The organism is Micromonospora sp. NPDC049903, from assembly GCF_044460945.1.
Lineage (GTDB): Bacteria > Actinomycetota > Actinomycetes > Mycobacteriales > Micromonosporaceae > Micromonospora.
The window spans coordinates 856931-877405 of the sequence record NZ_JBITKL010000001.1 but is presented as its reverse complement, the minus strand read 5'-3'; the positions used below and the strand labels follow the sequence as shown (position 1 = coordinate 877405).

The 20475-nt window shown below is 71.9% G+C and carries 18 protein-coding genes; 14 read left to right on the top strand and 4 right to left on the bottom strand.

Annotation, left to right across the window (positions count from 1 at the left end; translation table 11 throughout):
- The first annotated feature begins 305 nt into the window (after positions 1-305).
- Entirely contained in the window at positions 306-1145 is an 840-nt protein-coding gene (locus ACIBO1_RS03685) for a nucleotidyltransferase domain-containing protein (protein ID WP_396741089.1), read from the top strand.
- On the opposite strand, the gene ACIBO1_RS03680 is transcribed toward ACIBO1_RS03685, so the two are convergent.
- The gene (locus ACIBO1_RS03680) at positions 1142-2050 is read right to left on the bottom strand and encodes a hypothetical protein (RefSeq protein ID WP_396741087.1); all 909 of its coding nucleotides are present in this window, start codon (positions 2048-2050) and stop codon (positions 1142-1144) included. The genes ACIBO1_RS03685 and ACIBO1_RS03680 overlap by 4 nt on opposite strands.
- A 309-nt stretch (positions 2051-2359) precedes the next feature.
- Between ACIBO1_RS03680 and ssd the strand changes: the two genes are divergently transcribed.
- The 7 genes from ssd to ACIBO1_RS03645 all read left to right on the top strand — a co-directional run bounded on the left by ssd (position 2360) and on the right by ACIBO1_RS03645 (position 7630).
- Complete coding sequence (gene ssd, locus ACIBO1_RS03675; protein ID WP_350700605.1) at positions 2360-3412, top strand: septum site-determining protein Ssd; 1053 nt, start codon at positions 2360-2362, stop codon at positions 3410-3412.
- On the top strand, positions 3409-4608 hold the full coding sequence (locus ACIBO1_RS03670; protein ID WP_396741085.1) for a TadA family conjugal transfer-associated ATPase: 1200 nt from the start codon (positions 3409-3411) through the stop codon (positions 4606-4608). Before ssd ends, ACIBO1_RS03670 begins: the two co-directional genes overlap by 4 nt.
- Positions 4605-5807 carry a type II secretion system F family protein gene (locus ACIBO1_RS03665; protein ID WP_396741084.1) on the top strand — a complete coding sequence of 401 codons (1203 nt, stop codon included), beginning with the start codon at positions 4605-4607 and terminating at the stop codon, positions 5805-5807. The genes ACIBO1_RS03670 and ACIBO1_RS03665 overlap by 4 nt, the downstream gene beginning before the upstream one ends.
- A gap of 23 nt (positions 5808-5830) precedes the next feature.
- Positions 5831-6667 carry a type II secretion system F family protein gene (locus ACIBO1_RS03660; RefSeq protein WP_396741509.1) on the top strand — a complete coding sequence of 279 codons (837 nt, stop codon included), beginning with the start codon at positions 5831-5833 and terminating at the stop codon, positions 6665-6667.
- Between the two features lie 62 nt (positions 6668-6729).
- Positions 6730-6858: a DUF4244 domain-containing protein gene (locus ACIBO1_RS03655; protein WP_155217386.1), complete on the top strand. Its 129-nt coding sequence runs from the start codon at positions 6730-6732 to the stop codon at positions 6856-6858.
- On the top strand, positions 6855-7223 hold the full coding sequence (locus tag ACIBO1_RS03650) for a TadE family type IV pilus minor pilin (protein ID WP_396741083.1): 369 nt from the start codon (positions 6855-6857) through the stop codon (positions 7221-7223). Before ACIBO1_RS03655 ends, ACIBO1_RS03650 begins: the two co-directional genes overlap by 4 nt.
- Positions 7220-7630: an Rv3654c family TadE-like protein gene (locus ACIBO1_RS03645; RefSeq protein ID WP_396741082.1), complete on the top strand. Its 411-nt coding sequence runs from the start codon at positions 7220-7222 to the stop codon at positions 7628-7630. Before ACIBO1_RS03650 ends, ACIBO1_RS03645 begins: the two co-directional genes overlap by 4 nt.
- A 195-nt stretch (positions 7631-7825) precedes the next feature.
- Here the strand turns inward: ACIBO1_RS03645 and ACIBO1_RS03640 are convergent, their stop codons facing one another.
- From ACIBO1_RS03640 to ACIBO1_RS03630, 3 genes are all read right to left on the bottom strand, one after another.
- The gene (locus ACIBO1_RS03640) at positions 7826-8404 is read right to left on the bottom strand and encodes a hypothetical protein (RefSeq protein ID WP_396741081.1); all 579 of its coding nucleotides are present in this window, start codon (positions 8402-8404) and stop codon (positions 7826-7828) included.
- Positions 8405-8475: 71 nt separating this feature from the next.
- Positions 8476-8682: a hypothetical protein gene (locus ACIBO1_RS03635; RefSeq protein ID WP_396741080.1), complete on the bottom strand. Its 207-nt coding sequence runs from the start codon at positions 8680-8682 to the stop codon at positions 8476-8478.
- Between the two features lie 109 nt (positions 8683-8791).
- Entirely contained in the window at positions 8792-11236 is a 2445-nt protein-coding gene (locus tag ACIBO1_RS03630) for a DEAD/DEAH box helicase (protein WP_396741079.1), read from the bottom strand.
- 138 nt (positions 11237-11374) lie between these two features.
- Between ACIBO1_RS03630 and ACIBO1_RS03625 the strand changes: the two genes are divergently transcribed.
- The 6 genes from ACIBO1_RS03625 (at position 11375) to topA (ending at position 19449) form a co-directional block, all read left to right on the top strand.
- Positions 11375-11716, top strand: coding sequence for an STAS domain-containing protein (locus tag ACIBO1_RS03625; protein WP_396741078.1), 342 nt, complete (start codon positions 11375-11377; stop codon positions 11714-11716).
- On the top strand, positions 11713-12150 hold the full coding sequence (locus ACIBO1_RS03620; RefSeq protein WP_396741077.1) for an ATP-binding protein: 438 nt from the start codon (positions 11713-11715) through the stop codon (positions 12148-12150). Before ACIBO1_RS03625 ends, ACIBO1_RS03620 begins: the two co-directional genes overlap by 4 nt.
- Positions 12151-12535: 385 nt before the next feature.
- On the top strand, positions 12536-14917 hold the full coding sequence (locus ACIBO1_RS03615) for a sodium-translocating pyrophosphatase (protein WP_396741076.1): 2382 nt from the start codon (positions 12536-12538) through the stop codon (positions 14915-14917).
- A 115-nt stretch (positions 14918-15032) separates the two neighbouring features.
- Positions 15033-15578, top strand: a complete 546-nt coding sequence (locus tag ACIBO1_RS03610; RefSeq protein WP_396741075.1) for a hypothetical protein — start codon at positions 15033-15035, stop codon at positions 15576-15578.
- Positions 15569-16291 carry a hypothetical protein gene (locus tag ACIBO1_RS03605; protein ID WP_396741074.1) on the top strand — a complete coding sequence of 241 codons (723 nt, stop codon included), beginning with the start codon at positions 15569-15571 and terminating at the stop codon, positions 16289-16291. Before ACIBO1_RS03610 ends, ACIBO1_RS03605 begins: the two co-directional genes overlap by 10 nt.
- A gap of 302 nt (positions 16292-16593) precedes the next feature.
- Positions 16594-19449 carry a type I DNA topoisomerase gene (gene topA, locus ACIBO1_RS03600; protein ID WP_396741073.1) on the top strand — a complete coding sequence of 952 codons (2856 nt, stop codon included), beginning with the start codon at positions 16594-16596 and terminating at the stop codon, positions 19447-19449.
- Positions 19450-20475 lie beyond the last annotated feature (1026 nt).

Genomic DNA, 20475 nt, shown 5'->3' with positions numbered 1-20475 from the left:
GGTGACTGCAGTCACACTCTGCGAAAAGGAATCTGCGGGGAGTGGAGGCTACACCACTCGACGTACACAGGTCCGCTCAGGCAGACTTGTTCGTAGCACGAGTATTCACATCTCGTACAACCGGCAGACTCTCGGCGGTTGCACCCCCCGTGACCGCTGAGCGGGTTCGGCTCGACCCCCCCGGAGCCGAACCTCCGACGACCCCCGTCTCCCCCCGACGGGGGTCGTCCCTTTCCCGTTCCGTGTAGTCCTCGGGCCCATAAGTGAGCAGCGGCTGCTGACCGTGACGTGCTCCAATCCAGGCCATGGACCTTGAGGCGCTCTCTGCGCTGTCCCGCCGGCTGCAAGAGGTAGACGGGGTGGTGGCGGTGGCACTGGGTGGCAGTCGAGCACGCGGCACTCACCGTCCTGACTCGGACATCGACCTGGGCCTGTACTACCGAGACGGCCTCGACATCGACGCGTTGCGTGCCCTGGCGGCGGAGTTGGCAGACCGGCCGGTCGAGGTGACGGAGCCCGGCGGTTGGGGGCCGTGGGTCGACGGCGGTGGCTGGCTGACGGTCGGCCGATGGCGTGTGGATTGGATCTATCGTGACCTCGACCGCGTGAAACGGATCTGGGAAGACTGCCAGGTCGGCCGATATGAGGTCGGTGTTCAGCCGGGCCACCCCTTGGGCTTCTACTCACACGCCTATGCCGGTGAGGTGGCGTTGGGCCAGGTGTTAGCCGATCCCACTGGTGAAGTGACAGACCTACGGGCGCAGGCCCGCGAGTATCCGACCGCGCTCGGTGACGCTCTTGTGGGCGGACTGTGGGAGGCCGACTTCACCACCGGCTTAGCCGGCTACGGGGCGGCTGGCAACGATCCGACCTACGCGGCTGGATGCCTGTTCCGCGCCGTTGGCGTCGTGTGTCAGGCACTGCACGGCCATGCCCGCCAATGGTTGATCAACGAGAAGGGCATGGTCGCATCGACCGCAGCGCTGCCTGCGGCGCCTCCGGACTTCGCCGATCGCGTTCACGCGTTGCTGGCCTCGCCGGGCCGGTCCAAGCAGGAAATCGCCGACACGGTGTCCAGGGCGGAGGACCTGATCGCGGAGGTCCGTCGGGCCATCGACCGGTGGCGGGAGGACGTCCGCGGCTAGCCGATGAGAGCGCGGGCCGGCGCACGGACCGGCTCGAAACAGGCCAGGGCCCGGCCGCGTCGGTCGGTGACGACCCAGGGGTGTCCGACGTACGTGTGTTGCCGGTACGACGTGTTCGGTTGCAGGACTCGGTACTGCCTGCGCTGTCCCTGGTGATCCAGCCAGTGCACGGTCACCGTGCGGTTGGTGGAGTTGACGAACTCGATGCTGGTCTCGGGGCCGCCGCCGACCGAGCGTAGCCACCGTTCGTGTCCGCCGGGCAGCGGGGCGAGTCGGTGAGGTTGCGGCTCGGGTGGCCGGGTGGTCGGTGGAGGGCTCGGCGGGCGGCTCGGTGCGGACGTCGGTCGGCTGGTCGGCGTACCCGGGGTGCGGGGTGGATCGGTCCGTGGGGCCGACGTCGACGGCGACCGGGTCGGTGCGGACGCCGTGGTGGGCGGCAGGGGTCGGGTGGAGGAGACTCCGCCGACGGAGGACGAGGCCGACGGCGTGCCGGTGGCGGGACGCTGCGAGGTCCCGGCCGGGATCGGCGGCTGCGGTGCGACCCAGCCGGAGGGTCGCTCCGGCGCGGCGGTCGTCGGGGCTTCCGGCGCGGGCCAGAGCAGGGTGAGCATCAGGCCCAGTACGGCGGTGGCGACCCCGGCCAGCAGGAGCCGGTGGCTCGTCCGGCCGGTGCCGTGGCGTGCCGGTTCGGCGGGGACGACGACGGGTTCGGACGCGACGGTCAGCGGTGTCCATGGTTCGCCGTCGCGGGTGACCGGTGCGGCCGGCAACGCGAGCCGTGTCGGGCGCGCGGGCAACTCCGGTCGCGTGGGTGGCGCGGCGTGGGAGCGCGGGTCGAACAGCCAGGGGCCGACCCGGAGTCTCGGCTCGACGCGGGGTTGCTCGTGATCTGGCGACTGCTTCATGACCTCGATCCAGCGAGGGATGCCGTTCCGCCGACGGCGCAGACCGTCGATTATGCGTGCTTTCCATGACGCCCCGCTATGGCCGATCGAAGGCGATTTGAACGCGATGTGCGATCGTCCACATAGCAGATCGACTCTGACTATGGGCGTTGTCCACAGGAGACCTGGTTGTCCACAGGTTGACCCCACGGGGCGGCGTCGAGACTGCTTCGGGCGGCAGGGTTCGGCACAGCCAACCCCTGCCGACCGCTGGAGGCCACGATGCCCGCCCGTACCTCCGTCCCGCCGCACCCGCCTCCGCCGCTGGTCGTGACCGGGGACGGTGACCTGCTCGACGACCTGCTGCGGCTCGCCGCCGCCGGAGGTGTCGAGGTGGAGGTCGCCGCCGACCCGGCGGCCGCCCGGACCCGCTGGCGGTCCGCCCCGCTGGTGATCGTCGGCAGCGATCAGGCGCAGCCCTGCCTGCGGGCCCGGCTGCCGCGACGATCGCGGCTGGTTCTGGTGGGCCGGGGCGGGGACGTCGAGTCGAGCTGGCAGGTCGCGGACCTGCTCGGTGCCGAGCACGTCGCGGTGTTGCCGGCCGCCGAGCCGTGGCTGGTCGACCGGTTCGCCGAGAGCGGTGTCGGGGACGCACCGGGTGGCCGGGTGGTCGCCGTCCTGGGCGGCCGAGGTGGCGCCGGAGCCAGCATCCTGGCTGGTGGGCTCGCGGTCACCGCCGCCCGTACCCGGCTGCGGACCCTGCTGCTCGACGCCGATCCGCTCGGCGGCGGCCTCGACCTGGTGCTGGGCTGGGAGCAGTTGGAGGGCCTCCGTTGGCCGGCACTGACCGGGGCGGACGGCCGGGTGGACGCCCCCGCCCTGGTACGGGCGTTGCCCAGTCGGGGTGATCTGGTGGTCCTCTCCTGGGATCGCGGTGACCTGGTCGCGGTGCCGGCCGAGGCGATGGCGGCCACGCTGGACGCGGCCCGACGCGGCCGGGACTTCGTGGTGGTCGACCTGCCCCGGTATCTCGATGACGCGGCGGTCACCGCGCTCCAGGCCGCCGACCGGGTCTTCGTGGTCGTGCCCGCCGAGTTGCGGGCGACCGCTGCGGCGGCACGGGTGGTGGCGATGGCCGGTCCGCACTGCCACGACCTGTCGGTCGTCGTGCGTGGCCCGGCCCCCGGCCGGTTGCGGGCGACCGAGTTGGCCAAGGCGCTCGGGTTGCCGCTCGCCGGCAGTCTGCGGCCGGAGCCGGGCCTGTGCCGGGGCCTGGAGCGTGGTGAGGCGCCGGCGGCCACCGGGCGCGGTCCGCTGGCCGACCTCTGCCAGCGGATCGTCACCGACCTGACCGGTCGGAGCGCCACGGCGGGTGCGGCGTGAGCGGGGAGAGCCTCGCCGCCCGGGTACGGCAGCGGATCGCCGCCGCCACCACGCCGGTCACCCCGGCCGCGATCGTCTCTGCGGTACGCGCCGAGCCCGACGCCGCCGTACTCGGGGACACCGCCCTGCTGCGGATGGCCGACCGGGTGCGCGACGACCTGGTGGGCGCCGGTCCGCTCGCCCCGCTGTTGGTCGATCCGGAGGTGACAGACGTGCTGGTCAACGGCGTACGGGTGTGGGTCGACCGAGGTCAGGGGCTGCACCAGGTCCCGGTGCCGGTGGGCAGCGTGGACGACGTACGTAGGCTCGCGCAGCGGCTCGCCGCCGGAGCCGGTCGTCGCCTCGACGACGGTGCGCCGTGCGTCGACGCCCGACTGTCCGACGGCACCCGGATGCACGCCGTACTGCCGCCGGTGGCGACCGACGGGCCGTACCTGTCGTTGCGTACCTTCCGGCAGCGGCCGTTCACCCTGGACGAGCTGGTCGAGCAGGGTGCGGTGGCCCGGCCGGTCGCGCCGGTGCTCGCCGCCGTGGTGGCGGCCCGCCTCGCGTACCTGGTGATCGGGGGCACCGGGTCCGGCAAGACGACCCTGTTGAACACGCTGCTCTCGCTGGTGCCGGCCACCGAACGGATCGTGCTTGTCGAGGACGCCGCAGAGCTTCGGCCGGTGCACCCGCACGTGGTGGGGTTGCAAGCCCGTACCGCCAACGTGGAGGGCTCCGGCGCGGTCGGTCTGAGCGAGCTCGTGCGGCAGGCGCTACGGATGCGGCCCGATCGGCTGGTCGTCGGCGAGTGCCGGGGCGGCGAGGTGGTGGATCTGCTCGCCGCACTCAACACGGGTCACGACGGCGGTGCGGGAACACTGCACGCCAACACCCCGTCGGACGTACCGGCCCGGTTGGAGGCGCTGGGATTGCTCGGCGGGCTGCCCCGTCCGGCGTTGCACGCCCAGGTCGCAGCGGCCCTGCAGGTGGTGTTCCAGATCCGTCGTACGCCGCAGGGGCGGCTGCTGGAGTCGGTCTGCCTGCTCCTGCCGGAGGGACCGGAACGGCTGGTCACCGCAGTACCCGCCTGGATCCGAGGTCGCGGGCTCGGGTTCGCGGGCCGGGCACTCGGCACCATGATCAAAAATCGGGACGTCGCGGTGCCGCCGATCCTGTCCGAGCCGTGGCCCGGATCGGCAGGCCCGGCATGAGCGGCGGATACCTGTGGGTGGCCGGGATGCTGCTCGGGCTCGGTGTGGTCGTGATCCGGCCGGTCCGTACCCGGGTGTTCCCGGGCCGGTCGCGCGACGACCGGGCCGATGATCCGCTGATCGAGTGGGTGGCCACCCTGCGGTCGGTGGGCGAGCCGACCCAGTCCTGTGTGGTCCCGCCGCTGGCCGATCTGCGACCTGCGACGACGCGTCCTACCTCGCCGAACTCGACGGCGGGCTCGCACCCGCCGGGGCGCGGTGACGCGCGTCGACCGATTCGCGGCGGCCTTACCACCACACCACCGCCGGTCACGCGACCAGGCGTGACGCCGCTCGTGGCGACGGCCGGAGCGAAGCAGCGTCCGCTCGACGCGCCGACGATCCCGGAGGACGGGTCCGCGCCGACGCTGGACGCGACGCCTGCCCCGCACCGGGCGAGCGAGCGCCAGGAGCATCGGGCGCGCCACCTCCCGAACGCTCGGCTGGCCGGGATGCCACACGCGAGAGCCCTGTTGCTGATCATGCTGCTCGGCGCGACGGTGGGTGGACTGCTCGGCGGTCCGGTGGCGGCGGTCGCGCTGGCCGGGTACGGGGCCGTGGGCGTACGGGCCCTGCTGCGCGGTCGCGCGACGGCACGGGCGGCACAGGCGCAGCGGGAGCGGCTGGACCAACTCTGTGCCCTCGCCGCCGACCTCCGGGCCGGACTGCCGGTTCCGGTGGCTGTGGCGGCGCTGCGCTCCAGCGGCCCGGATCAGGTCGGTGTCGCCGCCGGGCGGGCGACGAGCCGCGACGACGGCACGCGCGCCGCCGACAGTGGTGCCGGCAGCCGAGCGACGAGGGGAACAGACGTACTCGACGATCGGCCGAGACGGTTGGCGGAGGCGGCGGTGCGGCTGGCCGACCGGACGGGTGCTCCGCTGGCCGAGCTGGTGGAGCGGATCGAAGCCGACGCCCGGTCGACGGATCGGGGACTGGGTGCGGCGGCAGCTCAGGCCGCCGGAGCCCGCGCCACCGCCTGGCTGTTGGCCGCCCTTCCGGTGGGTGGCATAGCTCTCGGCTACGGCATCGGGGTCGACCCGCTCCAGGTGCTGTTGCGCACCCCGATAGGTGGTGCCTGTGCGGTCGCGGCCGTCGTGCTTCAGGCGGTCGGACTGCTCTGGGCGGACCGGCTCGGTGCCACGCCCGCCGGAGCCGGCTGATGCTCCGCCCGATCGCTGCCGCCCTGACCGACGGCACGCTGGCTGCGGCGGTGCTGGTCGGCGTCGTCCTGATCGCCGTGGTCCTGGTCGGTCGGCGCCGACCTCGGCGGCGGTTGCGCCGGTTGGCAGGTGCGAGCCCGTCGACTGCCACCCGCCGTGGCAGCGGCGCCGACGGCCCGCCCGGACCAGCGAGCACCGCGAGTTCGTCGAGGTCCGGCGGGCGACAGAAGGCCGCGCCACCGGTTCCCGGTGCCGGGGCGGGTCGTCGAGTGGACCGGGTACGACTCGCCGCCGGACTGGCGGGCGTGGCCGTGGCCGTACTGGTCGGGGGATGGCCCGGCCTGGTGGCGGCGCTGCCCACCGCGCTCCTGCTCGACCGGCTGCTCCGGCGGATCGAGCCACCGGCGGACCGGAACCGGCGACTGCGGGCCATCGCCGATCTCCCGCTCGCCGCCGACCTGCTCGCCGCCGCGCTCCGGGCGGGCGCGCCGGTCGAACGCTCGGTGCTCGCGGTGGCGGACGCGCTGGGCGGTCCGCTCGCCGACCATCTCGGCCGGGTCGGACGCACGCTGCAACTGGGCGGTGGGCCGCAGGAAGCCTGGGCACACCTGGCGACGGTGCCGGGCGCACAGCGGATCGGCGCCGCCGCGATCCGGTCGGCCAGTAGCGGGGCCGCGCTGGCGGGCGCCCTCACCCGGCTCGCCGACGACCTGCGCGCCGACCGGGCCATCGCGATCGAGTCGGCGGCGCGCCGTGCGGGCGTGTTGATCGTGCTGCCCCTCGGCCTCTGCTTCCTCCCCGCCTTCATTCTCGCCGGTCTGGTGCCGGTGATCGTCGCCGTGCTCGGCGACGTGCTGTGAACACATCGAGAAGGGACGAACACGTGCGCAGAATCCTCGCCCGCCTTCGCGGGGACGCCGGGATGAACACCGCCGAGTACGCCGTCGGCACGCTCGCCGCGGTGGCCTTCGGAGGCGTCCTGCTCAAGGTGCTGACCTCCGACAGCGTGCAGTCCGCGTTGACCGCCGTCATCGACCGGGCCCTGAAGTGACCGGGCGCCGGCCGACCGGTCGTGACCGGGGTTCCTTCACCGCCGAGATGGCGGCCGGTCTGCCGGCGCTGCTGCTGCTCCTGCTCGTCGGGTTGACCGCGGTCAACGCGGTCAGCGCCAGGGCGGCCTGCCTGGACGCGGCCCGGGAGGCGGCGCTCGCCGCCTCCCGGGGCGAGCCGGGTGACAGCGCGGCCCACCGGCACGCACCTCCTGGTGCCGAGGTGGCCGTCGTGGTGGACGACGAGGTGGTTCGGGTGACCGTGCGCGCCCCGGTCCGTGCCCTCGGCACCGACCTGCCCGCGATCGTGGTCGTGGCCACGGCGGTGGCGGCCGTCGAGCCCGGAATCCCGGAGCCGAGGCCGTGACCCTCGCCCCGCCCCCGAACCGCCGGGCCGGGGCAGCGTCCCGGTCTCGGCGGCGAGTCGGCGGGCGTGACCGAGGTGGGGCGACGGTCTGCCTGCTGGCGGTCGGGCTGATCTTCGTGATCAGTGGGATCTTCGGTGCGGGGATCGGCGCCGCGCGGGTGGCGCGACACCAGGCGCGGGTCGCGGCCGACTTCGGTGCGCTCGCCGGAGCGGGCCGAGCGCTGCACGACGAGTCGCAGGCGTGTGCCGAAGCCGCCGAACTCGTCGACGCCAACGGCGCCAGGCTCGTCCGATGCCAGGTCGACGGGATCGACGTGGTGGTCACCGCCGAGGTGTCGGTGCGTCCGCTGCCCGGGATCTCCCGGGTCGCCACGGCGACCTCCCGAGCAGGCCCGATGCGCGGGTGAGCGGTTCCCGCGCGGACGGGAACACGTCGGGTGCGAGCTGGCCGGGTGGCTGGCCCGCACCCGACGAGCCAGCCATCCGACGAGCCAGCCATCCGACGAGCCCGCCACCCGACGAGCCCGCCACCCGCGACGACGCCGAGCGAGGACGCCGTATGACGACGCCGCGTGTGACGACGACGCCGAGCGACGCCTTGGTCAGCGGCCCTGGAGAGCGTCGAGTGCGATCGCCATGGCGATCACCAGGCGGCGGTCGATCTGCGGGTGCTGGATCTCGACGACGTAGCGGTCACGCAGGCCCCACTTCTTCACCACCGAGAAGACCGGCTGACCGTTGGCGACGAAGTCGAAGTGGTACGGCAGCCAGGACAACGACTCGGCGAACCGGCGCAGTACCGCCACCGGCATGCTGCGCTCCTGACCGACGACGTTCGGCAGGCCCGCCTGCTCGACGTGCCACGTCGAGCGGAGCAGCGACTGCGCGAAGTCCTTGCGGAACAGCCCGATCGGGGTGCCGGCGTGGTCGGTGACGTCGTACGTGGCACCGAGGTCGATGCGCTGACGGGCCTTGAACCCGAGCAGCGGCTGCTGCTTGGAGTCGTCGGCGTAGATGGTCACCTGCTCCTTGAAGGCGAGCCGCTTCTGCTGTGCGAACGCCAGCAGACCGCCCTCGGAGCCGTCCGGCGCGACGCTGTGCACCTCGTATTGGTTGACCATGAAACGTAACCGCTGGCGGATGTGGAACTGGTGCTGCGCCTGCAAGCTATCGAGCTGCATGAGAATCTCCTCGATCGTGGTGCGCCGGAGTGTCGCACAGCTCGGCAAGCGACCCGGCGCTGAGTGTCAGGTCAGCGGACACCGTCGACAGCCGACCGGTGGGACCAGGTGGTGAGGAGTTGGTGGATGGTACGGAGCCGCTCGTTGATCTGGTCCAGCCGTTCGGCCTGGGCCAGGGTGGCGAGCGCCGTACCGAGGGCGATCTGCTGGTCGATGTCGAGCTTCTCCTGGTCGATGGTGTAGAGCAGCTCGACGGTCTCGGCGATGGTGTCGGCCACGGCTCCTCCTCCATGTGACGGCGGCGACGACGGACTGATGGTCATGGCGCTCGATGGAAGCGCTCCCATCCATCAATGCCCGGAGCGACCGGATCTCATGCCTGCCCGCTCATTCCGGCAGGTTCGCCAGCACCACGTCCAACACCCTGATCGCGTCCGGCTTCGACAACGGGTTGTTGCCGTTGCCGCATTTCGGCGACTGGACGCAGGAGGGGCAGCCGTGCTCGCAGCCGCATTCGGCGATCGCGTCCCGGGTGGCGCGCAGCCAGGACGACGCCATGCCGTACGCCCGCTCGGCGAAGCCCGCGCCGCCGGGGTGACCGTCGTAGACGAAGACCGTCGGGGCCTCGGTGTCCGGGTGCACCGCCGTCGACAACCCGCCGATGTCCCACCGGTCACAGGTGGCCACCAGCGGCAGCAGCCCGATCGCGGCGTGTTCGGCGGCGTGCAGCCCGCCCGGCACGTCGGCCGGGTCTACCCCGGCTGCCGCCAGCGACTCGGGGGAGAGGGTGAACCAGACCGCGACCGTACGCAGCTCCCGCGCCGGCAGGTCCAACGGGCGGGTGTCGATCACCTCGCCGGTGGCGATCCGCCGCCGCTGGTACGACACCACCTGGCTCGTGACGTCCACCTCGCCGAGGAACAGTCCGACCGGTCCGGCGTCGACGTACGAGCGCACCGACACCACCGACAGTGAGGTGACGTCCCGCGCGTGGGTGGACCAGTCCGGCTCCTCGGGGTGCACCAGCGCGCATCCGTCGTCGAGGTCGAGCGTGTGGACCACGTACGACACGCCCTGGTGCAGATAAACCGCGCCGGAGTGCAGCAGGAAGTGCGCCGAACCGCCGTCGACGGTGCCGAGCAGCCGGCCGGTCGCCGCCTCCACCACGCAGACCGGTGCGCCGCCGTCGCCGCGCAGGTCCACCTCGGGTCGCTCCCGGTGCCGCCAGTACCAGCCGGTCGGCCGCTGCCGCAGCGCGCCCGCCTCGACCAACGCCGCGACCGTGTCCTTCGCGCCGTCACCGAACAGCGCCAGGTCGGCGTCGGTCAGCGGGGCCTCGGCCGCCGCGCAGGCCAGCTGCGGCCCGAGCACGTACGCGTTCGCCGGGTCGAGCACGGTGGCCTCCACCGGTGCCCCGAACACCGCCTCCGGATGGTGCACCAGGTAGGTGTCGAGTGGGTCGTCCCGGGCGATCAGCACGGCGAGCGCCTCCTGACCGGATCGCCCGGCCCGCCCCGCCTGCTGCCACAGCGAGGCCCGGGTGCCCGGGTAGCCGCAGATCAGCACCGCGTCCAGGCCGATCAGGTCGACGCCCAGCTCCAGTGCGTTGGTCGAGGCGAGCCCGAGCAGGTCCCCGTGCAGCAGTGCGCGTTCCAGTTCCCGGCGTTCCTCGCGCAGGTAGCCGCCCCGGTACGCGGCGACCCGGTCGCCCAGCCCGGGGACCGCCTCGTCGAGGCTGCGTCGGGTGCTGGTGGCGACCACCTCGGCGCCTCGGCGGGACCGGACGAAGGCCAGGGTGCGTACGCCCGAGGCGACGGTGTCGGCGAGCAGGTCGGCGGTCTCCCGTAACGCCGACCGCCGCACCTGGGTGAGGTCGGTCGCCTCGTGCGCGGGGCCGCCGGGAGGCGGGCCGGCGGGCGACGGGCCAGAGGGGGCGGAATCGGAGTCGGTGGGTGCCGGGCGGGGGGAGGGGATCGCGGCCGGGTCGGACGGGAGCAGGGGTGGCTCCCAGAGCGCGAAGGTCACCCCGGCTCTCGGTGAGGTGTCCTCGGTGACCGCCGTCACCGGCAGGCCGGTCAGTCGCCCGGCCGCGTCGGCGGGGTCGCCGGAGGTGGCCGAGGCGAGCACGAAGGTCGGGCCTGGGTCGCCCGTGGCGGGGCGGTAGCGGGCGCACTGCCGCCGCAGCCGTCGCAGCACGTGGGCCACGTGCGAGCCGAACACGCCCCGGTAGACGTGGCACTCGTCGACCACCACGTACGCCAGGCGGCGCAGGAACCCCGACCACTGGGCGTGGCCGGGCAGGATGCCGTGGTGCAGCATGTCCGGGTTGGTCAGCACGAACCGGGAGTGGCGACGGATCCACTCGCGTTCGGCGCGGGGGGTGTCACCGTCGTAGCAGGACGGTCGTACGCCCTCGATCTCCAGCGTGGCGATGGCGCGTAACTGGTCGGCGGCGAGCGCCTTGGTCGGTGCCAGGTAGAGCACCGTGGCGCGCGGGTCGGCCAGCAGGGTGGACAGGGCGGGCAGCTGGTACGCCAGCGACTTGCCGGACGCGGTGCCGGTGGCCACCACGACGTGCTGCCGGTCGTACGTGAGACCGGCCGCCTCGGCCTGGTGCCGCCAGGGCGCCGTCACCCCACGTCGGGCGTACGCGACTCGCAGGTCCTCCGGTGCCCAGGCCGGCCACGGCACCGCGATCCCGGAGCGGGGTGGCACCCGCTCGACGTGGGTGATCGGGTCGGTGGCGTGTCGCTGGCGCAGTCGGCGCAGCAGCTCGCCCGGCGGCGGTCGATCCGGGCCGCTGCCGGCGGAGACGGGAGCTGCCGGGGTCACGTTCTGCACTCTCGCACTGGTGTTCGGAAATGGGAAATCGTCGCGTCTGCAGGTCGGAAGCGGGTCCGTGAGTCGTCAGGCGCCTTCGGGGGTAATGGTTAGATGCCAGAGAGCTTACGGCTGCGCAAGGGAGGACCGATGGAGCTGTCGCTGGCGACCCGCACCGTGGGGGAGCACACGGTGCTCGAGGTCGGCGGTGAGGTGGATGTCTACACCGCCCCCCGGCTGCGTGAGCGGCTTCTGGAGTTGATCGACTCCGGGGCCCGGCACGTGGTGGTCGATCTCGGCCGGGTGGACTTCCTCGACTCCACCGGCCTGGGTGTGCTGGTCGGCGCGCTCAAGCGCCTGCGGACCGCCGACGGCTCCTTCTCGCTGGTCTGCGACAAGGAGCCGCTGCTCAAGATCTTCCGGATCACCGCGCTGGACCAGGTATTCCCGCTGCATCCCACGGTCGAAGCGGCGACCGGTACCGGCGCGTGATGGCGACGGTCCGGCTCTCCTTCTCCCCGGCGCCGGTGCACGTCCGCACCGCCCGCCTGGTCGGCGTGGCGGTGGCCCGACGGGCCGGTGTCCGCGAGGACCTGCTCGACGAGGTGCGCCTGGCCATCGGCGAGGCGTGTACCCGCGCGGTCGCCCTGCACCGCCAGTACGGCGTGCCCGATCCGGTGCTGGTCGAGATGTCCGACTCCGGGTCGTACGCGGTGCGGGTGGTGGACCGGGCGCCGATCGAGGCGAGCATCGGTCTCACCGCGCTCGACGCCGACCAACTGGCCAACGAGTCCCTGAACGAGGACGACCTCACCACCGGTGTCGGATTCGCCCTGCTCGCCGGTTTCGTCGAGGACCTTCAGGTGCGGCCGGTCGACGAGGGCGTCGGCACCGAGGTGCGGATGGTCTGGCCGGTCGGTCGCTGACCGGTCGGCACCGCCGGCCGCCCGCGCATCAGATCAGCGCCGCGGAATGCGGCATTCGTGGCGCGGTGTCGTCGAATCATCGGGCTCGTATTCCCTGGACTGGGAATACGAGCCCGTTCGCATGGACCCGTTCCTATATCAGATTTCGTTTCATAACACAGCGACGAAGATCATCGGCCGATGGTGCCACCTCGGTGTGACCTCGAACACTGCGGAGGGCTACAGTACCCGGGTTGTCAGCAAGTGATCCACCGGGCAGCCAGCGCAGATGGGCGTCCGTCGCCGGTTTCGCCGGGGTGGGTGGCGCGCACTTGCGAATTCGCATACAGGCACCGGCCGGTGCGTCTCCACCGGCCGGTGCGTTGTTCGGCACAGGAGGACACAGATGTCCGACACCTTGGCCGCCGAGGGCGGCGGGATCTCCCTAACCGGAGCCAATGTCACGTACGTCGTCATCGCCGCGGTGATCGCGTTGGTCGCGCTCGCCTTCGCCGCCGCGTTGACGAAGACCGTGTTGGCCGCCGGCAAGGGCACCACCAACATGCAGGAGATCTCCGGGGCCGTGCAGGAGGGCGCCTCGGCCTACCTGATCCGGCAGTTCCGGACGCTGGCGATCTTCGTGGTGATCGCCGTGGTCCTGCTGTTCCTGCTGCCGGTGCACAACACCGACGGCAGCGAGACCGCGGTGAAGATCGGGCGCTCGCTCTTCTTCGTGGTCGGCGCGCTGTTCAGTGCCTTCATCGGTGGCGCCGGCATGTGGCTGGCCACCCGGGCCAACCTGCGCGTGGCCGCCGCCGCCCGGGAACGCGAAGGCGGCCGGGAAGCGGCCATGAAGATCGCCTTCCGGACCGGTGGCGTGGTCGGCTTCCTCACCGTCGGCCTCGGCCTCTTCGGTGCCGCGCTGGTCGTGCTGATCTTCCGGGGCGACGCGCCGACGGTGCTGGAGGGCTTCGGCTTCGGTGCCGCCCTGCTGGCCATGTTCATGCGGGTCGGCGGTGGCATCTTCACCAAGGCGGCCGACGTCGGCGCGGACCTGGTCGGCAAGGTCGAGCAGGGCATTCCCGAGGACGACCCGCGCAACGCCGCGACCATCGCCGACAACGTGGGCGACAACGTCGGTGACTGCGCCGGCATGGCCGCCGACCTGTTCGAGTCGTACGCGGTCACCCTGGTCGCGGCGCTCATCCTGGGCCGCGCCGCGTTCGGGACCGACGGCCTGGTGCTCCCGTTGATCATCTCCACCATCGGTGTGCTGGTCGCCATCATCGGCGTCTTCATCACCCGGCTGCGCGCGTCCGACCGTAACGCGCTGACCGCGATCAACCGGGCCTTCTACCTCTCCGCGCTGATCTCGGCGGTGCTGGTCGCGGTCGCCACGGTCTTCTACCTCCAGCCCACCTGGGCCGCGCAGCTCGGCGACAACTGGCGGGAGAGCCTCGGCGTGGACGGCGGCGACCCGCCGTTCGGCCCGCGTGGCGTGGTGATCGGCGCGGTCGTCATCGGCATCGTGCTGGCCGCCGCGATCCAGGCGCTCACCGGCTACTTCACCGAGACCAACCGTCGGCCGGTGCAGGACATCGGCAAGAGCTCGCAGACCGGAGCGGCCACCGTCATCCTCGCCGGCATCAGCGTCGGCCTGGAGTCGGCGGTCTACTCGGCGCTGCTCATCGCCGCCGGTGTGTTCGGCGCCTTCCTCCTGGGCGGCGGCTCGATCACCCTCTCGCTGTTCGCCGTGGCGCTGGCCGGTACCGGTCTGCTCACCACCGTCGGCGTGATCGTCGCGATGGACACCTTCGGTCCGATCTCCGACAACGCCCAGGGCGTGGCCGAGATGTCCGGTGACATCGACGAGCACGGTGCCCGGACGCTGACCGAGCTGGACGCCGTCGGCAACACCACCAAGGCGATCACCAAGGGCATCGCGATCGCCACCGCCGTGCTGGCCGCGACCGCGCTGTTCGGTTCCTACACCGATTCACTGCGCAGCGCGTACGGCGACGCCGGAGTGGGCGACGTCGACGACATGATCCTCAACGCGCTGAACGTGGCCAACCCGCAGAACCTGGTTGGCCTGATCATCGGTGCGGCGGTGGTGTTCCTCTTCTCCGGCCTGGCCATCAACGCGGTCTCCCGCTCGGCCGGTGCCGTGGTGATGGAGGTGCGTCGGCAGTTCCGCGAGCTGCCCGGGATCATGGACCGGACCCAGCGGCCGGAGTACGGCAAGGTCGTCGACATCTGCACCCGGGACGCGCAGCGCGAGCTGCTGACCCCCGGTCTGCTGGCGATCCTGGCACCGATCGCGGTCGGTTTCGGCCTCGGGCCCGGCGCGCTGGCGTCGTACCTGGCCGGTGCGATCGGGGCGGGCACGCTGATGGCGGTCTTCCTGGCCAACTCCGGCGGCGCCTGGGACAACAGCAAGAAGATGGTCGAGGACGGCGCGTACGGCGGCAAGGGCTCCGAGGCGCACGCGGCGACCGTCATCGGCGACACCGTCGGTGACCCGTTCAAGGACACCGCCGGCCCCGCCATCAACCCGCTGCTCAAGGTGATGAACCTGGTCTCGCTGCTGATCGCGCCGGCCGTGGTGGCGTGGAGCGTCGGCGACGACCGCAATGTCGGCCTGCGGGTCGGAGTCGCGCTGGTGGCGACGCTGATCATCGTCGGGGCGGTGGTGTACAGCAAGCGCCAGAGCGTGGCGATGGACGAGGGCGACGACGCCGGTGGCACCGGCACCGCCGACCCGCGTCCGGAGGCGATCAAGGCCTGACGCCCGTCGGCACCGCGGTCCCCGGTCGGTTCGTCGCCGACCGGGGACCGCTCGCCTGTACGGCCCGTACACCTGACCGGTGCCGACTGCGAGGAGAAGCCGTACCCTGCAACGCATGCGTACCTGCCGGGCGGCGACCGCCGGAAAGCTCACGGTGGTCCTGGCTACGCTGGTCCTGCTGGCCGCCGCCTGCGGCTCCAGCGGTCCGAGTCCTCGGGCGTGGGCGGCGTCGGTGTGCACCGCGCTGAGCCCGTGGCGGGCCGAGATCAGCAAGTTGACCAGCAGCACCAACGAGCAGATGACCGCCCAGACCACCCCCGCGCAGGCCAAGGAGAACCTGGTTCGCCTCTTCGCCGGTGCCGAGGAGGCCAGCGAGACCGCGCGGCTCAAGGTGGAGCAGGCCGGTGTGCCCAAGGTCGAGCAGGGCGAGGAGGTCTCCGTCGGTTTCCGGGCCGCGCTCGCCTCGATGCGGGACGCCTACGGCCGGGCCCGCACCACCATCGACGGGCTCGGCATCGGGGAGGCCGGCGCCTTCTACGACGGCGTCCGGACCGCGGTGGAGACCCTCCAGCAGGAGTACGACGCCAGCGCGCTGGACACCAGCCGGCTCAACTCGGAGGAGTTGAAGCGCGCCTTCGACGAGGTACCTGAATGCCGTTGAGCGGTTCCGGAGAGACACCGGCGGCCACACCGCTGCCGGTGACCTTCCCGGTGCCCGACCCGGCCGGGTCCGCGACACGCCGACGCGGCGAGCCGGTCGAACGCCCTGCGGTGCCCGAGCGGGGCGTCACCGACGAGCGGCAACTGGTCTTCTTCGGCGCGGAGACCGGGGAGCCTGGCGTCGCCGACCTGGCCGGGCTGCTCGCCGGGCCGGGGGAGGTGCACCGGATGGGCGGGACCGCCCGCCTGTCGGTGGAGGTGGACGCCGCCTGGCGGGTGCACGTGCTCGTCACCGAGCTGGGTCGTCGGGGCGTACGGGCGACCTGGGAGCCGGCCGGGGACCGGCGGTACTCGGTGCGGACGGCGTACACCCGGACGATCGTGCCGCTGGCGGCGGCCTGGCTGCGCGGCCCGACCCAGTCTCCACCCCCCGGTTTCCAGCTCGACGGCCGTCGGCTGAGGCTCTGGCTGGCCGCGGCCGGGGTGGCCGAAACGCCCGACTTCGTCCTTCAGCTCGGCGGCACCGATCCGGATCGGTGGGCGGCGGTCGGCGCGGCGCTGCACGCGGTCGGACTGACCGGCGAACTGCTCGCGCCGGATGCGGGCGGACCGGCGTACCGGATCGCCGGTCGACGCCGGTCGGCGCGGCTCGCGGAGCTGGTCGGCGAACGTCCGGACGCGGCACCGCCCGGCACCTGGCCGACCCGCGACTGATCCGTCGCCGGCTGTCCGATCGAAGACAGCCGGGCGTCGGGGAACACAGGGAGAATCGGCCGGGTTGCACCTCCACCGAGGGGCCGCCCTGATCACAGTGACCCGTTCGATGCCCTACTCAGGGTGTACGGTGACGCCGTCCGGCGCGACCACAGATCGTCCCGAGCGAATTGCCGCCCGCGAAACCCGAAACACGGACGGCGCGTTACGTTGGACATCCGGACCGCTGGGTATCGGTGGGTCGAGTGCGCCCGGAACTGGGCGCTGGTGCGGCCCTGAGCAGGAAAGAGGTCGAAGCAGACGTGCCGAGCAAAGCTGGAACCACCCGTCTGGTCATCGTCGAGTCCCCGGCGAAGGCCAAGACGATCTCGGGCTATCTCGGCCCGGGGTACGTCGTGGAGGCCAGCTTCGGGCATGTCCGCGACCTGCCGCGTAACGCCGCCGACGTGCCCGCCCGGTACAAGGGCGAGTCCTGGGCCCGGCTCGGTGTCGACGTCGACAACGGCTTCCACGCCCTCTACGTCGTCTCCGCCGACCGCAAACAGCAGATCAGCAAGCTGACCAAGCTCGCCAAGGAGGTCGACGAGATCTTCCTGGCGACGGACGAGGACCGCGAGGGCGAAGCGATCGCCTGGCACCTGGTGGAGACGCTCAAGCCGAAGGTGCCGGTCCGGCGGATGGTCTTCCACGAGATCACCAAGCCGGCGATCCAGGCGGCGGTGGCCAACCCCCGGGAGATCGACCGCGACCTGGTCGACGCCCAGGAGGCCCGGCGGATCCTCGACCGCCTCTACGGCTACGAGGTCTCCCCGGTGCTGTGGAAGAAGGTCATGCCGAGGCTCTCGGCGGGCCGGGTGCAGTCCGTGGCGACCCGGATCGTGGTCGAGCGGGAGCGGCAGCGGATGGCCTTCCGCACCGCCGAGTACTGGGACATCCTGGCCACGCTCGCCGTGACGAACGCCGGTGAGGGGCCGCGCACCTTCAACGCCACCCTGGTCGCGCTCAACGGCGACCGGATCGCCACCGGCAAGGACTTCGAGCCCACCACCGGCCGGGTCAAGCCCGGTGCCGGCGTGGTGCACCTGGACGAGAGCGGCGCGCGGGGGCTCGCCGCCCGCCTCGACGGGCGGCCGTTCACCGTCACCCGGGTCGAGGAGAAGCCGTACCGTCGCCGCCCGTACGCGCCCTTCATCACCTCCACGCTCCAGCAGGAGGCAGCCCGCAAGCTGCGGTTCTCGTCGCAGCAGACGATGCGTACCGCGCAGCGGCTCTACGAGAACGGCTACATCACCTACATGCGTACCGACTCGGTGAGCCTGTCGGACACCGCCATCGCGGCGGCCCGCCGACAGATCGTCGAGCTGTACGGCGAGCGCAGCGTGCCGCCGGAGCCGCGCCGCTACACCGGCAAGGTGAAGAACGCGCAGGAGGCGCACGAGGCGATCCGCCCGGCCGGGGACAACTTCCGCACCCCGGGCGAGGTGGCCAAGGAGCTGTCGGCCGAGGAGTTCAAGCTCTACGAGCTGATCTGGCGGCGCACCATCGCCTCGCAGATGACCGACGCGGTCGGCTCCAGCGTCTCGGTCCGGATCCGGGCCACCACCACCGGTGGCGAGGAGGCCGACTTCGGCGCCACCGGCAAGACCATCACCGACCCGGGCTTCCTGCGCGCCTACGTCGAGTCCAGCGACGACGAGAACGCCGAGGCCGAGGACGCCGAGCGCCGGCTGCCCAACCTGGTCAAGGACCAGCCGCTGACCGCCGACCAGTTGGCGGCGCAGGGCCACCACACCCAGCCGCCCGCCCGCTACACCGAGGCGTCGCTGGTCAAGGCGCTGGAGGAGCTGGGCATCGGCCGCCCCTCCACGTACGCGTCGATCATGCAGACCATCCAGGACCGCGGGTACGTGGTGAAGCGCGGGCAGGCGATGATCCCGTCGTTCCTCGCGTTCGCGGTGATCGGGCTGATGGAGCGGCACTACCCGCGCCTGATCGACTACGACTTCACGGCCAGCATGGAGAACGAGCTGGACGAGATCGCCGGTGGTGACCACGCGGCCGTCGACTTCCTCACCGCGTTCTACTTCGGCACCACCAACGGTGCCGGCGACCAGGACATCGCCCGCTCCGGTGGGCTCAAGAAGCTGGTCACCGAGAACCTCAGCGACATCGACGCGCGCAGCGTCAACTCGATCCCGCTCTTCAGCGACGACGAGGGACGCGAGGTCGTGGTGCGGGTCGGCCGGTACGGGCCGTACCTCCAGCGTCGGGTGCCCGGCGAGGAGCAGGCACCGGTCGCCGAGGGCGAGGAGGGCGCGGCCCCGGGCGACCGGGCACCGATCCCCGAGGGCATCGCGCCGGACGAGCTGACCCCGGAGAAGGTCCACGAGCTGTTCCTCGGCGGCGGGGGCGAGCGCAAGCTCGGCGACGACCCGGCGACCGGCGAGCCGATCCTGCTCAAGTCCGGCCGCTTCGGCCCGTACGTGGCCAGTGGCGACCGCAAGTCCTCGCTGCTGCGCTCGCAGTCCCCGGACTCGCTCACCTTCGACGAGGCGCTCAAGCTGCTCAGCCTGCCCCGGGTGATCGGGGTGGCGCCGGACGGCGCCGAGGTGGTGGCCAACAACGGCCGCTACGGCCCGTACGTCAAGCAGGGCGACGAGTTCCGTTCGCTGGACTCCGAAGACAAAATGTTCACCGTCACGCTGGACGAGGCGCTGGCCCTGCTGGCCGCCCCGAAGAACCGGCAACGGCGGGCCGCCGCGCCGCCACTGCGCGAGATGGGCGCCGACCCGCTGACCGAGAAGCCGCTGGTCATCAAGGACGGCCGGTTCGGCCCGTACGTCACCGACGGGGAGACGAACGCCTCGCTGCGACGCGGCCAGACCCCGGAGGCACTGACCCTGGAGGAAGCCTCCGAGATGCTCGCCGAGAAGCGAGCGAAGGGTCCGGCGCCGAAGAAGAAGGCCGCCGCCAAGAAGGCGCCCGCCAAGAAGGTGCCCGCAAAGGCCGGTGCCACCAAGGCCGCTGCCTCGAAGTCCGCCGCCACCAAGGCCGCCGCCTCGAAGACGGCGTCGAAGGCGGCAGCCTCGAAGGCCGCACCGAGGAAGGCGGCACCGAAGAAGGCCACCGCCGCCAAGAAGGCACCCGCCGCCGACTGACGTCGTCCCGCGACTGGCGTCGTCCCGTGACTGACGTCGTCCCGTCGCTGATGGAGTGCTGGTCGAAGGAGCGGGGCTGCGGAGGACCTACGGCTGACCAGCCCGCTTCAGACATCGCTGCCCTACCCATCCCGGCCACTACCTTGCCTGCCACCGCCACTCCAGCTCGACCCCTGTGGACAACCACGAGATCTTGGGGTCCGGTTCGGTGGTGTGCTTGTGATCCCGGGGAGGGTGGGTAGATCTGTTGTCGCTCCGACGACAACAGATCTACCCACCGCCCTAAAATCGGGGGCGACAGACCTCGATCCGCTAGCCATGAACTGAACGAGTGCTGGCACAGAGCTGGACAGGACTGGCTCAGAGTTGGCCGATGCGGACGCTGGGCAGGCGCAGGGCCGGGCTGGGCCGAAAAGCTGCGACACGGGCAGACGACCCGACGCTCTCCCCACGGCCCGTCCCCAGTCAGGGCGGCACTCCCCACAGACCCTCCCCGTTCAGGCGACGCCCCCCCGAACGACGGGCTGGGCCCACCGGAGTTGATCAAGGAGTTTGCGCCCTCAGACCTGCCCCTCCGAGACCAAAACTCCTTGATCAACGCGGGCGTCAGCGTGTGGGTGGTGTGCTTGCGCGTGCGCGGGCAAGATCCGCGCAACTTCAGCGATATTGCTGTCTCCGAGGTGCCTGAGGCAGCAGTATCCATGAAGTTGTGCGGATCATGATGAGCCGCGAGGGGGGTGCGGACACGGTGGACGCCGTCGGACCGTCCCCAGGCAACACGCACGCTCCCCGGGCGACGCGCATGGTCCCGATCCTCGGACGGAAGTGCTCTTCCGGGGGCGCTTTCGTTCCTGATCGGTTTCGGCGAGATCGCAATCGACCAAGTCCCGTCCCGTGTAGATCGTACCTCTTCAGCATCGCGAACTGTCAGGATCGGTCGCGATCTTGGTGCGAGAGCGCCCTCCGAGGAAGGACGTTGACGCACCAAGATCGCTCAGCCTGCCGGGATCGGTCGATGGGTGGGTC